Here is a 15,251-nt window from a genome sequence, read left to right as displayed (position 1 = left end):
AATTAAAACAATATATTAAATTACATTGATTCTGGGGCAGAAACACCAATTAGTTTTAAAGCGTTACGTAAAGTAATACGTGCTGCTTCGATTAAAGCTAAATGTGCTTTTGTCTTTTCTATATCATCTGTTAATACTTTTTCAGCGTTATAGAATTTATGGAATTGTGCAGCTAAATCTTGAATATAATTCGTCATACGATGTGGACTACGTGATTCTGCAGCTGATACAATCGTTGGTTCAAACTCAGCAATTTTCTTCAATAATTCAAAAGCTTTATCATGCGTAATTAAAGATAAATCAACATCTTTATCTAGCTTAATGCCTTTTTCTTCTGCTTGGCGAATAATAGATGATATTCTCGCATGAGCATATTGTGCATAATAAACTGGATTATCTTGAGATTCTTTCTTCGCAAGTTCCATATCAAAATCGAAATGAGTATCAGGACTACGCATAGTTAAGAAATAACGCGCTGCATCAACGCCAACTTCATCCATAATATCTCGTAAAGTAATAGCATTACCCGTACGTTTACTCATTTTAACTTCTACACCATCTTGTAATAATCTTACCATTTGCATAATTTGGATTTCAAGACGGTTTGAGTCAACGCCAAATGTTTCTAAAGATGCTTTAAGACGGTTTATATAACCGTGATGATCAGCACCGAATAAATTGATTAATTTATCAAATTTACGTTCTACTTTATCATAATGATATGCGATATCTGGTAAGAAGTAAGTGTACGTACCGTCTTGTTTAACAAGTACACGATCTTTATCGTCACCAAATTCAGTAGTTCTTAACCATGTTGCGCCGTCTTTCTCAAATGTATAACCAAGTTCAGTCATTTTATCAAGTACAGCTGTAATTTCATTTGCTTCATATAAAGATGTTTCACTAAACCAACTATCAAAATGTATATTAAAATCATTTAAATCATTTTTTAATTTAGCCATTTCATAATCTAAACCAAGTTTACGGAAAGTCTTAATTCTTTCTTCCTCTGGTTGGTCTTTAATTTCTGGATGTTTCTCAGCTAAATCTTTCCCTATTGAGATGATATCTTTGCCATAATAACCATCTTCGGGTAATTCAGTGTCGACACCCATTGCTTGATCGTAACGTGCTTCTATAGAATGTGCTAAGTTTTCAATTTGTTTACCTGCATCATTTATATAGTATTCTCTAGTTACATCATAGCCTGCTGCACTTAAAATATTAGATAGCGTATCACCAACTGCAGCATTACGAGCATGACCGATGTGTAAATCACCAGTTGGATTTGCAGATACATATTCTACTATAATACTTTCGTTCTTAGATTCATCCGCTTGACCAAAAGTTTCTCCTTTATTTAAAGCTGTTTCAATAACAGTTGTTAAATATTGTTGATCTAAGTAAAAATTAATAAATCCAGGCCCAGCGATATCTACTTTTTTTACATTTGCTTTTGTAGTATCTAAATTTTCTACAATTTGTGTAGCAATGTCACGTGGATTTTTACGCGCTATTTTTGTTAATACCATTGCAATGTTTGTTGAATAATCTCCGTTTGTTGAATCTTTAGGTGTTTCAATTTTAATCTCGGGTACTTCGTCTACAAGTTGAGCTTTTAATATACTCGCTTTAATTTCTTCTATTAATGTTTCTTTAACTTGATCAATTATATTCATACATTTATCTCCTTGTAATTTATTTGAAATTGATATGTTCCGAGTAAGCCTGATGGATCACTTAATTGATAGTGTATTTTTAATTTACCTTTTTCTTCATCTATAAAGTGTTTGATTGACAATGTTTTGACGTTCAAAGTCATACGACCCGCTTCAGTTTCATAATAGCTAACCGTATCCTTACCTTCTACAAAATGAAAAGTTGTATTAACTGTACCCGTACGGTGAATTTTAACGCCAGTTTTGTCTATTTTAAGCATGTTCTTAACAACTTGGTCATCTATTGTTTCTTCATACCTAATAATATCACTATTCCTTTTGTGATATGTACCTGTAGTATTAGTTTGAAATGTTGATTTATCGCCATTTTGTTTAACTACTTGTCTGACATTAACGCTGATATTTTCTTTCATCATATCTCACCTCACCGTTTTAGAACCGTTATAATTATAGCATATATGACAAATAAAATTAAAAAAAGCAGGGCTAAAAGCGCCTGCTTTCTTTAGTGTCCTAGCTATAGTAGCTATCAACTATTTTACTGATGAAATTCAGAAAAGACAATAGCAATTTACTTTTATTGCTATAATTCACAATTAAGTCACAAAATAGTCACAATTAGTCTGTCTCTAATGATGCCTTTAATTCATCGCTACTATTATTCCACATTTCCATGTTATGTTCTTGAAGGAATTTTTTGAGTACTTTACGATTTTCATCACCAATTTGGTCAATTTTAATTTGGTGTTTCATGGATTTATCCATCATATTAACATGTTCAGGCATACTCTTAAATCCACGTTTCTTCGGTTTATTTACTAATAAGTAACATCCCGTTAAACCTGCATAATATGGACCTTGTTCTCCACGTTCAGTCGTAACCCAACAAAGCCAATATTCTCTCGCGTCTTCGCCTTTGACTTCTTCCGTATCTTTAACCCACTTAACTCGCTTTTCAACTTCAGCTCTTGCATGCATTGCACCTACATCTATAAAAGCTGTTTGTTCAGTTACATCAACAAATACAGGGGCTACATTATCTAAGCTTATTGATCCTATATTCGTACCTTTATGTCCATCTAGTGGGTCATTTTTAATAATGTTAAATTGAAAGCCTTTCTTTTCAGCCATTATTTCACCTCATTTAATTCTTGTGTATATCATACTAGAGTTTAAGATTAATATTCAAGTTTGTAAATTATACCAATTCGTTTAATAAATTGATGATATCTCCCTTAATATCTTCATCTTCCATTTCTAAAATGAGTTCTTTCGGGTAATATAATTTATAATCTAGACGTTTAATTCCAGTAATACTATGAATAATTACTGACTGGCTGCTTATCTCTTTAATATGACCTGTCTTTTGTAATAAATGTATTGGTTGGCGATTTGAACCAGGACGATCATAGTCGTATGGCAAATCGGAAAATGAATCACAAACAAAGTAATATTCCGGATCGATGCCACCTTTTTCGAATAACTCAGTTAATTCACCTATTGTAATAATAGATCCATCGAAAGGTAAATATTTAAATAAGTCACGATTGACGAATCGTTTACTTAAATCACTTAATATATCATCGTCTTCTTCAGTCCATTCTTCTAAATAGTACATAACAACTGATTCATCTAAACGAATATAATCTTTAATTGTTACATCACCTTCGAAAAACGGTATTAAATATTTCGGTGCTTCTTTAAATGAGTATCCATTATCATAAAGCACTTTAGCACGTTTAAAACATCTATTTAATAACACTTCTCCACCACGGCTAACTGGATGAAAATAAATTTGCCAATACATTTGATATCGGCTCATTAAGAAGTTTTCAACTGCATGCATACCGCTTTCTTTAATCAGCACTTCATCTTTAGAAGGGCGCATCAAACGTAATACGCGTTCCATATCAAATTGACCGTAGCTCACACCCGTGAAATAAGCGTCTCGTTGTAAATAATCCATTCTATCGGCATCTATTTGTGAAGAAATCATAGAAATAACAAGTTTATTTTTATGGGTCTTATTAATTACATCCGCAACTTCAGTTGGAAAATCTGGAGATACTCTGCTCAGCACTTCATTTACTTCAGTATCACCTTTAATAATATCTTGCGTAAATTGTTCATGATCTGTTAAAAATATTTTCTCAAAACAATGAGAAAAAGGACCATGTCCTAAGTCATGTAGTAAAGCTGCACACAAAGCAAGTGGTCTATCTTTATTGTCCCACTGCGCTCTTCCAACAAATACTTCATCTATCATTCTTCTTACGATTTCATAAACACCTAAGGAGTGACCAAAGCGACTATGTTCAGCTGTATGGAAAGATAAATATAATGTTCCAAGTTGTTTGATTCTTCTTAAGCGTTGAAATTCTTTAGTTTTAATTAAATCCCAAATTAATTGATCGCTCACATGTATATAACGATGCACAGGATCTTTAAAAACTTTTTCTTCTGTTAATTTTTTCGTCCCATAATCTTCATAAGTCACTTAGTTTCCTCCTTTCGAAATTATTACTCAACTGTAAACTCAATGTTACCAACATTTTCATATTCTGCTTTATAAACCCCTTGAGTTAAAGGTTTAGGCAGTATAAATGTGCCGCTAGAAACAAACATACCTGGTTTCAATGAACGGTTATATTTTTTAATTTCAGAAATCAGCCATTTTACTGCTTTTGCTGGATGGCCTTCAACTTCTGTACTATTACCATAAGCAATTTCTTTACCATCTAAATATAAAGTCCCTTTAATATTATTAATATCTTCATATGATAATTGTTTAGGCTCACCATATACAACACCACCACTCACTGCACTGTCAGCTATAATTTCAGTGACACTCAAGTTAGGGAACCAATTACTAAATCTTGAATCTGGTATCTCTATGCCTGGTGCGATTAAGCACTTATTCATAATATCTTCTAGACTGTCTTGTTCGTTTAACTCTTCTTGAACGAGAAATATAAGTTCCATTTCAATAAGTGGTTCATTTAAGTCGTTTAACTGAACACGTTTACCGAAAATCGTTGTATCTCCCATCGCACCATATAAAGGGGTTGTAGAAGAAAATATATCTCGTGTTTCTTGGCTTGTTAAACTAATCTTATATCCTTTATGCAACTCAGTTTCTTCTTTACGCTGAAGAACACCTTCTTGAACATCATAAGCAGCGTTCTCTGTGATATTCGAAGGTAAAACACCATTAGGAATAATCGTCTTATTCTCATATGCTTCATAAAATTGTGCTACCCATTTATTAAGTGATTGTTCCATTATCCTCTACCTCCTAGAAAGTTTTTTTCATTAGCGTTGTATGCATCGTTTCTCCGAAAAGTAACTCTTCATATTCACGCACTACTTCGAATCCTTCTTTCTTATAGAAAGCAATGCCGATATCATTTTTGCCATCTACTTCTAAATATACTTCATGATATTCACCTTTATAACTATTCAAACCTTTATACAACAAGGCTTTACCATAACCATCTCGCTGAGCTTCTGGCAATACGTAGTGGGATGATAAATATAGCTCAGTACCTTTAATGAAATTAGCAAAGCCAATAATCTTTCCATCCTCTTCAGCAACATAGAAATCAGAATCATTAATGCGCTTCTCTATCATCTCTTTAGAATAAGAAGCGTTTAAAAATGCTGTTACAGTACTTGCTGTATAAATATTCGTATATGTGTCATACCAAGCTTTAGACGCTACATTTTTAATTCCAGAATAATCCCCTACTGTTGCTTTCCTTACCTTTGTCATAAATACCTCTCCTCTATCTACCATCCACGCCATTCACTGGCCTTTACTATATTAAACGAATGACAATTATTAAATTACTTTAAAATCCTATCTTTATTTATAATTATATCATTTATATACAAAAAACTATAATATTCAGAATACTTAATTATAACCGAAAAGCCTGTGGAAAGGTATTATTTGTTAAGAATGTTAACACATATTAATAACATTCGAATAAAATATTTAAAATTTAAAAACCTACGAACTAATTTTTTTAGCTCGTAGGTTTTCTTTTTACTTTTTCAATTTTTTATTAAGCTTTTCGTCTAATTCTTTTTGTCGACGTTTTCGTTCTTCGTTTCTAAGTCGTAATCTCTCTTCTTCTTCTGGATTACGTTTTTTCTGAAGTTGTTTATGGATTTTTTCCATTAGTTCATCTTCTGTTAAAGCGGCACACGGGCGGTTATTAACGAATGCGAATGTCTTTCTGCGACCTGGACCACAATATGATTGACATGCTACTTCAATTTCCGCATCTGGATCTAATTTTTTAATTTTCTTCATTAATGATGGAAGATTGACAGCTTGGCAGTCATCGCATAATTGAAATTTATTTCGCACTTGTTTCCCCACCTTTCATATTTTCTGTTTTAGCAATAAATTATTATACCACCTTCACAGATTTTTGAGAATGTCATTTTATTATTTTTGCATATTGCGTATCATTTTATTATTACGCTCTATCATGCGTTCGAAATATTTATCGTATAACGCCCATTCTTCTGTGGAAACTGGGTCCATATTTAAAGTTGCACCTAATGTTTTAAGGCTTCCTAATAATTTAAATAATATATCATTTGTCGTGTATTCTGTATTCAATAGTTCATTTATAGAAGCCATGCAATCAGGAATAATTGTAGGATAAATAAATTTTGTTTTTTCGTTTTTCAGAGCATGTTGGTAGAATTCCTTCATCATTTCAGCTCTTTCTGAACCTGATCCTTCAACACACAAATATATTTGCACTGCTATGCCACCGCGTACTCTTCTTTGTGATATGCCTGCAAATTTTTTGTTATCAATACTTAAGTCATAACTTCCTGGGCAATATGATGCTGTGATTTCTTTATTTACAATTTTATCTGTTTCATCTTTGAACATTTCACGTATAAGACGTAACATCACTTCATAGCCTGTATCAATTGATACATCATGTCTACCTTTAAATATTAAAGATATGTTCAGAACACCTTTATCCAACACAACTCCTAGACCTCCCGAATTTCTTACAATCGCGCTATATCCTTTAACGTCATTCAAGAATGCTATTCCGTCTTTTAAATATGGAAGTCTAGAATCATGTATGCCTAAAATAACAACATGATTGTGTATCCATGTGCGCACAACACTTGGACTATTGTCGTTACCTACTTGTTCACAAAATGTATCATCGAAACTAAAGGACTGCATAGGCTGCAGTCCTGAAGTGTGGTCAATGTATCGCCATTCTTGTGTAAAATAATCTTGCAAGTTTTCCATGATTATAGAGATTGAGCAGCTGTAATGATTGAAAGACTGTATACGTCTTCTGCTGAACAACCACGTGATAAATCATTAACTGGTGCGTTTAGGCCTTGTAATACAGGACCAACTGCATCGTATCCACCTAAACGTTGTGCAATTTTGTATCCAATGTTACCCGCTTCTAAGCTTGGGAAAATAAATACATTTGCATCACCTTGTATATCAGAATTTGGCGCTTTTTTAGCTGCCACTTCTGGAACGATTGCTGCATCAAATTGGAATTCTCCGTCTAATACAACATCTTTTAAGTCTGTTTCTTGTAAATTATTTTGAGCTATTTGTACAGCTTCTGATACTTTCTCAGTATCTGGAGATTTTGCTGAACCTTTAGTAGAGAAACTTAACATCGCTACTTTTGGAGACATGCCGAACGCTTGTGCAGTTTTAGCACTTTCGATTGCGATTTCAGCTAAATCTTGTGCGTTTAATTCAGGGTTAATTGCACAATCACCGAATACATATTGTTCTTCACCTTTTGTCATGAAGAATACACCTGATGTTTTTGTAACACCTGGTTTAGTTTTAATAATTTGTAATGCTGGACGCACAGTATCTGCAGTAGAATGCGCAGCACCACTTACTAAGCCATCAGCTTGATCTGTATAAACTAACATTGTACCGAAGTAGTTTACATTATTTAATAATTCTTCAGCTTGTTCTTGAGTCGCTTTACCTTTACGACGTTCAACGAATTTCTCAACTAAATCAGCTTTTAATTCGCTTGTTTCTGGGTTGATAATTGTTAAACCTTCTATTGATAAATTAGCACCGTCAGCTGTTTCTTTAATTTTATCTTCATTACCAAGTACGATTGGAGAAACCAAATCTGTAGTTTGTAATTTAACTGCTGCTGTTAAAACACGAGCATCGTCACCCTCTGGTAAAACGATACGTACATTCTTACCTGATAATTTGTCGCTTAAGACATTAAGTAATTTAGACATAATTGCCTCCTATATATTCTCACTATTATTTTTCCACTAATTATTATAACATTTTTTCATAAATTTTCACGTTTTCGAACTGTGAAATTATTTTAGGAAATTAAATAGAATCATGATTAATTTTTCGAAAGCAACTTTTTCCATTGTTTAACTAAATCATTCTCTTTAACTTCTGTAAACATGACATTCGGCTTTAAGTTTGGGTCTTTTCCATTATAATTTTTAGCAGCAAACCCCGTTGACAATGTCGTATCTTCATTATGTGTAAATTGATATGTATAAACTTTTCCATTGTCTGCAAATAAATATTTAGAGATAGGTTTACTCCTATCTGCTACACTTTTATATCCTTCGAGGTTTGTTAAATCCTGTGCTTGTTTATCGTACCCTTTTACATTATTACTGGAATGATATGTAGATATCCCTACCACATTATGTACTTTGAAAGCTTTTTCTCCTGGTTTATTATAATCTGATACTTGTAATTCTCCATCTTGTGTCATTGCATATCCATCACCAGCATTGTGTTCACTACCACTATAAAATCGATTAGATATTGCTAAACCTTTTTCTTTTCCATAACCATCAGCGATTTTTAATACTTTTCGTTTCAGTTCACTTTTCTTTTCATCAGAAAGTTGTTTTTGAGCAGCCTTTATTTGTTGTGTTTCTTTAACGTGTTCTGATTTACTATGATCTGAATTTTCATTATTACAACCACTTAAGATACAAATTAAGATGAGGCAAACACTTAAATATTTGAATTTTTGTTGCAAAGTAATCTCTCCTTTAATTTACAAATAGACGCCTCCATATCATAGTTCTTAAAGGAGACGTCTAGTATTCATATTTATTAAACTTTATAGATTATTTTAATTTTTCTTAATACCAAATTCATCAACTAATTTCACTTGTCGTTGCTCACCTTTACTAATATCTCCGTGTAATTGGTAAATTTTCACGACAAGTTCGTTACCTGATACATCATAAACTGAGAAGTTTTGATCTGATGAGTCACGGTTGTTTTCATGACTTTTATCGAATGCATCAGTTTTATGAGGTTGATCACCTAAAGCAAATAAACTATTATAGTGGTCTAATTGTTCTTGTGTTAAATCTTTTAATTCAGGTCTCACTTTTTTGATGTGTTCTAATGGGCGGTCATAAATGCTGTCGTAAGCTTTTGTTCCACCAGTATTAGGTAATACATAGACCGAACCTTTAGGATTATCATAATAGACTACGTTATTTTTGCCTCTAACTTGTCTAGCATCTTCTTTTTTAGCATTAACAAAACTATTTTTTGTTGAAGTGTGTAGAAGCGGCTTTGTACGTGAAAGCACGTGGTCATGACCTTGAAGTACTAAATCTACATCTAATTCATCGATTTGTTTCGTTAACTCTTCACGAATTTTAGCTACGTCTTTGTCTGATAATGCGTGATATGATTTAGAATACATAGGTTTGTGAAGACTTAAAATTACCCATTTAGAGCCATTTTTTCTCGCTTCTTTAATATCTTTCTTAATCCATTCCATTTGCTCTTTTCCAATAGCTTTTTCTTCTGGATTATCTTGAGATTTCTTATTATCATTTGTGTTAGCTACTACCATATGTGCACCATTATAATTAAATGAATAGTAAGAACCACCATTTACGTATCTCCATTAAAGTTAGTGATAATACGGTTAGGTTGGTTTTTCTTAGGTACAGGTGCTACTTGAGGCTTTTGCGCTGTCACTTTAATTACAGAATCATTCGAATTACTTGTTGATACAGATGTCTGAGCGCCAGGTTTACCAGCTCCACTAACCTCTACAGTTTGGTTTGCAGAAACGCCTAATAATAACATCAAACATGCAGTACCATTTAAGAATCTGCTTACTATTGACTGATTATACATGTTAATTTCTTCCTAAATAACCCTTGTAATTGTTGAATGCATTCTATAAAAAGTGGATCAATCATATTTTAACCCTATGTAAAGATAGTATGAATGCCATATAAAGATATATGAGTCTGAGGAGAATAATCATTAAAATAAAACTGAAAATTCCGTTAAATCAATTGTTAAATTTTGGATATCGCACTATAATATAGAAAAGATAAAGAAAAATTTATATAGAAAGGACGTTTATTATGGAAAATAAAGAAGTTGTAGAAACAGTAATTGAAACAGAATCTAATCCGCGTATAACAATTTCATGGTAGTATAAAACCTACTACATAAATCCAAGAAAAATTTTCTCTAAAGGTTAATCTTTTTTAATATACCTGTTATATCTAATGAGAAAATCCCTGTATTTGAAGTCATGATAGATAATAAGAAATTCAAATCTATAATAGACACTGGCTTTACTTATACATACTGTAATAATGAACAAAAATTAAAAAATTCATTTTCAGAATCAGATTTTGAAAAGAAAATTATACTTGGAATTAATGGAGTTACTTTTCAATATCACGACTTTAAAAAATATAAAACTGTTACTTTTTTAAATAAATATAATTTTCAAATCCCCAAATTATATATTGAAAAGAGTAAAAATGACAATATGTATTATGAGGTTTTACTTGGCAATGATTTTTTAAAAGACAAAATACTGACATTTAGCCATGAGTATCAGTATTTTAAATTAAGTATGGGGTGAACTTACATATGAATAAAAATATTTTCAAAATATTATCCATTACTTTTTGGGGGAATTTTTTTAGTAGTACTTTAATATTTATCATTGGATTATATATCCTGAAAGAATTTGAAAATATTATTTTGTTTGGATGGAGCCAAGCTATTGGCCCTATTGTAACACTGGTTTTAATGCCATTTTTAGGTCCAATAATAGATAAACTATCTAAAAAGAAAATATTAATTATTGGTCAATTCATTTCATTAACAGCTTTATCTTTATATTTTTTCACTTTCTCTCATCATAATCTTTATCTATTATTAATGATTATTGTCTTTCTAAAAATTACAGATAATATTGTCACAACCACTATTTCATCTACTATCATATTAATATCTGAAGAAGATGAAGTTCAACGCATAAAATCATTACAACAGGTATTGTTAGCATTAATAAATATTATGGCTCCATTACTAGGTGCCGTATTTTTCACTGTAATTAGCTTAAAAATTTTAGTATTTATCGAATTGATTTGCGAGATGATTTGTCTCTTATTAATTACGAGTTTGCATATTAAAAACAAAAAAATTACGGATAACACAGATGAAGAGCGAATTTTAAGTATGTTTTTAGATGGATTAAAATATTCATTTAAGCACAAGAAAATTATGTTCTCACTTTTTTTTGCGGGGATTGTGAATTTCATCCTATGTTCTTATCTAATTGGACTTCCATACATTCAAGTAAATGTATTAGATTTTAAAAATATAGAGTTCGGACTTACTGAGAGTATATTTTCTTTAGGTCTGATAGCATCAGGTATATTTTTATCAATTTTTAAAAGTTTAAAATATCCTTTGAAATTCTCATATTTTAGTGTAATCGGAATGAGTTTTTTAACAATTCTTTTAGGTTCATTATTAATGATTGAATTTAATCGATTTTTATATGTACTTTTATTCAGTGTATTTAACTTTATTATAGGAATTTTTATATCATTTGCGAGTATTCCAGTAACAAGTTGGTTAACGATCAATATTGAAAACTCATATCAAGGAAGAGTATTTAATTTATTAAATGTACTATCTCAAGTTCTTTTACCATTAGGAATACTATTCTATAGTCAAATATTCAATCATTTCAGTTACGCTACTATTTTTATTATCAGTGGCATTATACTTTTTATATTTAGTAGTCTCAGTACAAAAATATTTGCAATTGATTTAAATGATAATGAATTAAGTTAATTTATTAGAACAAAAAAGAAGCTCAACTCTAGCTTCTTTTTTGTATATTACTTTATTTTTTTAATAGTTCTTTTTTAAATGTTTCTGCTTGTTTTTCAACTGAGATTAAATCTCCGTAAATTGCTTCATTACTTGTGTAGTAAATAACGTTATTGTTTTTCACTGCTTTATTATTTTTCCATATTGTTGAATTTGTAAATTCATTATTTGATTTTTTACCGTCTAGTGTCGGAACAAATAAGTAGTCTCCTGAATAATCGTTAAATTTTTCTTGAGGTACTTTCATGAATTTTTCTTTTGGCATTGCTTTTTTAGCTTCTGGATCTTCTTTTAATTTGAAACCATCGAATAGTGCATCACTACCTCTACCGAATCTTGCACCGAACTGATAAATGTCTTTTGCTTGTACGTCCATAATTGAAGCTGTTTTATCTGCTCCGATATGTTTTTTAATTTCTTTACCGTCTTTTAGAAGTTTATCTGATAGTTCGTCTGCTTGTTTTTTAGCTTTTTCTTCTTTGTTCACTAATTTACCGTATTCGATATGTGTTTGTTTATAATCTGTGTCTTGAACTTTTAATGATACGGTTGGTGCTATTTTTGAAAGTTTATTATTATTTTTATTTTCTTTATACGTTACGATTAAATCTGGTTTAAGTTTTGCTGCCGCTTCAACATCTTCTGGATCTATTTTCTTAACGTCTTTCATATCTAAATATTTAGAATCAGGGAATACACTTGTAATCGCTACTGGTTCTACACCTAATTTTTTCAAGTTACCATAGTTAGCTGTCAGTAATAGAATACGCTTTGGACTTTTAGGGATTTTTACTTTATCTCCGCTTTCAGTAGTAAATGTTCGCTCTTTACTGTCACTTTTACTACTTGATGCTTCGTTCTTATTACCACATGCTGCTAACAATAACGCTAAACATAATACAAAACTTAATAATTTTTTCATTTCTACACCTCTTATTTTAAAACGATGGAATTAACGTATCTTCATGTTTTTCTTTTAGATATTTTTTAACTGCATCACTTTTCATAACTTTATGTAATTCTTTAATCTTTTCTGAGTCTTTATTATCTTCTCTTGCAACGAGTTGAATTGAGAATCGTGAATCAATATTTTTCTCTAAGAACAGCGCGTCAGCAGGTTTCAAGCCAATTTTAGAAATATAAGTTGGATAGTTATAGACAAGTGATACATCTTTTTCACTGTACGTTTCTGCTAAGTTCAGTAAATCTACTTTTAACCATTGGAAATCTTTTGGATTCTCTACAACATCTTTAGTTGTACCGTTAACGCCCACGCCGTCTTTTAATTTAATTAATCCTTGTTCTTCTAATATCGCTAAAGCTCGACCTTCATTTGAAATATCGTTAGGTATAGCGACTTTCGTTCCATTAGGGATATCTTTCACTTTTTTATATTTTTTAGAATAAAAACCTACTTTTGCGTCATATATAGGCTGTAGATCAACTAAATTCGCTTTTCTTTCTTTATTATATTTTTCCATAAAGGGTTTATGCTGTGCAAAGCTCGCGTCTGCTTCTTTACTACTTACCATATCATTATAAGCAACGTTATCATTTACTTGTACAAGCTTGATTTCCCAACCCTCTTTTTTCGCTTCTTTTGCTGCAACTTTTACAACATCTGTCATAGGTGGTGCTTGTGAAGCAACTTTAATCACTTTATCTTCGTTATCTTTTTTTGCTCCACAACCAGAGATAATGACACTAAACAACAATATAAAAATAAACCAAACTTTTTTCATGTCTACACTACTTTCTTTTATCTAATTTTCTAGAGATATTATTTCCTAACATTTGAATGATAAATACAGAAATAATAATGATGATAATTGCGAAATACATTATTTCAGTTTCATAACTTTGATAACCATAGCGAATAGCAAAATCTCCAATACCTCCGCCACCAACAATGCCCATCACTGTTGAATATGAGACCATGCTTACTATCGTTGTCGTATAAGCTAATATAATACCGCTACGTGATTCAACTAAAAGAAAATTCCATATATATTTTAATTTTGTTGCACCTAGCGACTCAGCTAAAACTTTTATTTCTATCGGTATATCTAATAAAACTTGTTCTACTAGTCTTGAAAAAATAGCAATACCTACAATACTTAAAGGTATTATCGATGGGTATGGACCAAAAGCGCTCCCTAAAATTAAACGAGTTAAGGGAATTAAACTGATGACAAATAATAAATATGGAAATGAACGAATAAAAGTAATTAAAAAATTAAAAGACCAATAATAATTTCTATTTAATTCTTTAATACCTGGATTGGATAAAAACAAAGCTATACCTAAAGGTAAACCAATTAGTAAAGTAATAATCATGGAAAATCCTAGCATGATGCAAGTTTCCTGCAAAGATTGAAGTAATTCTGGTAAGTAATAATTTATTTTTTCAAAGAAAGTCATCCTTCAATACTCCGTTTAACATTTTCTAAATAAGTACCTGTATTTTTTTCTATGCTTTTGTTTTTATTTTCAATAATATCTAGCAACTTTCCGTCCTCCATCACAAACACTTCTTCACACAATTGTTTAACAACACTCAATTCATGTGTAACAAAAATAATGGTAATACTATATTCTTTGTTAATTTTCTTAAGCATTTTTATGATTTCTTCTGTATTATTCTCATCTAAACTGCTAGTCGCTTCATCACATAGCAATATATCTGGGTTTCTAACTAAAGATCTCGCTAATGCTACACGTTGTTTCTCGCCTCCTGATAATTTAGAAGGATAATCGTTCATTTTATCTTCTAATCCAACAAATTGAATAAGTTCTTTCACTCTATCCTCATTCTCTGCATTTATGATTTTCAAAGGCAAAGCTATATTTTGATACACATTTAAGTTATTCAATAAATTATAATGTTGAAAGACCATACCTATTCTTTCCTTATACTTTCTAATCACTTTTTTTGATAACTTATTAATTTCTTGTTCATCAAAAATAATTTTACCTTCAGTTGGCTTTTCTATAAAATTAAGTAACTTTAATAACGTTGTTTTGCCAGAACCACTTTTACCAACAATACCAGTAATAGAACCAGATGCTACTGAAAAGGAAAGATTTTCAACAGCAAACTTCCCTCTATACTTTTTCGATACATTCTCTAATTTATACACTTTTTATACTCCTATATAATAAAATTTTCAGGCATCTAATTTAAAATATTTTTATAATATTTATTTAATTATTATCCACCAAACAAAAAAGATAATCAACAACATTAAAAATACAATTAAATATAAGTCAGTGCGTCATGTCCGAAGTACTTTTCTTCACAACACTGTAAAAGTTGAGTCCTCTATTCCTTTTCTAGTATGATAAACTTAGATAGAGAAAAGAATTAATCTAAA

General features: G+C 31.0%; 17 protein-coding genes and 1 pseudogene. 2 read left to right on the top strand and 16 right to left on the bottom strand.

What is annotated here, in order from left to right; genetic code table 11:
* Positions 1–20: 20 nt before the first annotated feature.
* The 12 genes and pseudogenes from argS to ACO6VN_RS00370 all read right to left on the bottom strand — a co-directional run bounded on the left by argS (position 21) and on the right by ACO6VN_RS00370 (position 9,864).
* On the bottom strand, positions 21–1,679 hold the full coding sequence (gene argS / locus ACO6VN_RS00425) for an arginine--tRNA ligase (protein ID WP_422404082.1): 1,659 nt from the start codon (positions 1,677–1,679) through the stop codon (positions 21–23).
* On the bottom strand, positions 1,676–2,095 hold the full coding sequence (locus ACO6VN_RS00420) for a DUF1934 domain-containing protein (protein WP_231055916.1): 420 nt from the start codon (positions 2,093–2,095) through the stop codon (positions 1,676–1,678). The genes argS and ACO6VN_RS00420 overlap by 4 nt, the downstream gene beginning before the upstream one ends.
* Before the next feature lie 202 nt (positions 2,096–2,297).
* Positions 2,298–2,810 carry a YwhD family protein gene (locus ACO6VN_RS00415; RefSeq protein ID WP_064204224.1) on the bottom strand — a complete coding sequence of 171 codons (513 nt, stop codon included), beginning with the start codon at positions 2,808–2,810 and terminating at the stop codon, positions 2,298–2,300.
* A 67-nt stretch (positions 2,811–2,877) separates the two neighbouring features.
* A complete protein-coding gene (locus ACO6VN_RS00410; protein ID WP_016999463.1) occupies positions 2,878–4,176 on the bottom strand; it encodes an HD domain-containing protein in 1,299 nt (432 codons plus the stop codon).
* A 23-nt stretch (positions 4,177–4,199) separates the two neighbouring features.
* Positions 4,200–4,961, bottom strand: coding sequence for a 2-keto-4-pentenoate hydratase (locus tag ACO6VN_RS00405; RefSeq protein ID WP_323710743.1), 762 nt, complete (start codon positions 4,959–4,961; stop codon positions 4,200–4,202).
* Positions 4,962–4,974: 13 nt separating this feature from the next.
* The gene (locus tag ACO6VN_RS00400) at positions 4,975–5,451 is read right to left on the bottom strand and encodes a GNAT family N-acetyltransferase (protein ID WP_016999461.1); all 477 of its coding nucleotides are present in this window, start codon (positions 5,449–5,451) and stop codon (positions 4,975–4,977) included.
* Between the two features lie 276 nt (positions 5,452–5,727).
* Positions 5,728–6,054, bottom strand: a complete 327-nt coding sequence (locus ACO6VN_RS00395; protein ID WP_016999460.1) for a DUF1450 domain-containing protein — start codon at positions 6,052–6,054, stop codon at positions 5,728–5,730.
* Between the two features lie 81 nt (positions 6,055–6,135).
* Entirely contained in the window at positions 6,136–6,972 is an 837-nt protein-coding gene (locus ACO6VN_RS00390; RefSeq protein WP_194200101.1) for a lipoate--protein ligase family protein, read from the bottom strand.
* Between the two features lie 2 nt (positions 6,973–6,974).
* Positions 6,975–7,961: a phosphate acetyltransferase gene (gene pta, locus ACO6VN_RS00385; protein ID WP_016999458.1), complete on the bottom strand. Its 987-nt coding sequence runs from the start codon at positions 7,959–7,961 to the stop codon at positions 6,975–6,977.
* A 116-nt stretch (positions 7,962–8,077) separates the two neighbouring features.
* Positions 8,078–8,737 carry a hypothetical protein gene (locus ACO6VN_RS00380; protein ID WP_194200100.1) on the bottom strand — a complete coding sequence of 220 codons (660 nt, stop codon included), beginning with the start codon at positions 8,735–8,737 and terminating at the stop codon, positions 8,078–8,080.
* Positions 8,738–8,833: 96 nt separating this feature from the next.
* Positions 8,834–9,619 (bottom strand): annotated as a pseudogene (locus tag ACO6VN_RS00375) (metallophosphoesterase); the annotation flags it as partial.
* Positions 9,616–9,864, bottom strand: coding sequence for a hypothetical protein (locus ACO6VN_RS00370; RefSeq protein WP_422404081.1), 249 nt, complete (start codon positions 9,862–9,864; stop codon positions 9,616–9,618). The gene ACO6VN_RS00370 and the pseudogene ACO6VN_RS00375, both read right to left, overlap by 4 nt.
* 355 nt (positions 9,865–10,219) lie before the next feature.
* Here ACO6VN_RS00370 and ACO6VN_RS00365 point away from each other — a divergent pair, with 355 nt between their 5' ends.
* Both ACO6VN_RS00365 and ACO6VN_RS00360 read left to right on the top strand, forming a co-directional pair.
* Positions 10,220–10,612 carry a hypothetical protein gene (locus ACO6VN_RS00365; protein ID WP_422404396.1) on the top strand — a complete coding sequence of 131 codons (393 nt, stop codon included), beginning with the start codon at positions 10,220–10,222 and terminating at the stop codon, positions 10,610–10,612.
* Positions 10,613–10,620: 8 nt separating this feature from the next.
* A complete protein-coding gene (locus ACO6VN_RS00360; RefSeq protein WP_422404080.1) occupies positions 10,621–11,838 on the top strand; it encodes an MFS transporter in 1,218 nt (405 codons plus the stop codon).
* A gap of 52 nt (positions 11,839–11,890) precedes the next feature.
* On the opposite strand, the gene ACO6VN_RS00355 is transcribed toward ACO6VN_RS00360, so the two are convergent.
* Genes ACO6VN_RS00355 through ACO6VN_RS00340 form a run of 4 tightly spaced genes read right to left on the bottom strand, consistent with a single transcriptional unit; the run spans position 11,891 to position 15,017 of the window.
* A complete protein-coding gene (locus tag ACO6VN_RS00355; RefSeq protein WP_194200095.1) occupies positions 11,891–12,799 on the bottom strand; it encodes an ABC transporter substrate-binding protein in 909 nt (302 codons plus the stop codon).
* 16 nt (positions 12,800–12,815) lie between these two features.
* Positions 12,816–13,619, bottom strand: coding sequence for a MetQ/NlpA family ABC transporter substrate-binding protein (locus ACO6VN_RS00350; RefSeq protein ID WP_194200094.1), 804 nt, complete (start codon positions 13,617–13,619; stop codon positions 12,816–12,818).
* Positions 13,620–13,626: 7 nt separating this feature from the next.
* Positions 13,627–14,298 carry a methionine ABC transporter permease gene (locus tag ACO6VN_RS00345; protein WP_194200093.1) on the bottom strand — a complete coding sequence of 224 codons (672 nt, stop codon included), beginning with the start codon at positions 14,296–14,298 and terminating at the stop codon, positions 13,627–13,629.
* The gene (locus tag ACO6VN_RS00340) at positions 14,295–15,017 is read right to left on the bottom strand and encodes a methionine ABC transporter ATP-binding protein (RefSeq protein WP_135032413.1); all 723 of its coding nucleotides are present in this window, start codon (positions 15,015–15,017) and stop codon (positions 14,295–14,297) included. The genes ACO6VN_RS00345 and ACO6VN_RS00340 overlap by 4 nt, the downstream gene beginning before the upstream one ends.
* Between the last annotated feature and the right edge of the window lie 234 nt (positions 15,018–15,251).

This window comes from Mammaliicoccus sp. JADD-157, assembly GCF_049310805.1.
GTDB classification, from domain to species: domain Bacteria; phylum Bacillota; class Bacilli; order Staphylococcales; family Staphylococcaceae; genus Mammaliicoccus; species Mammaliicoccus lentus.
This window is presented reverse-complemented; position numbering and strand designations above follow the sequence as displayed.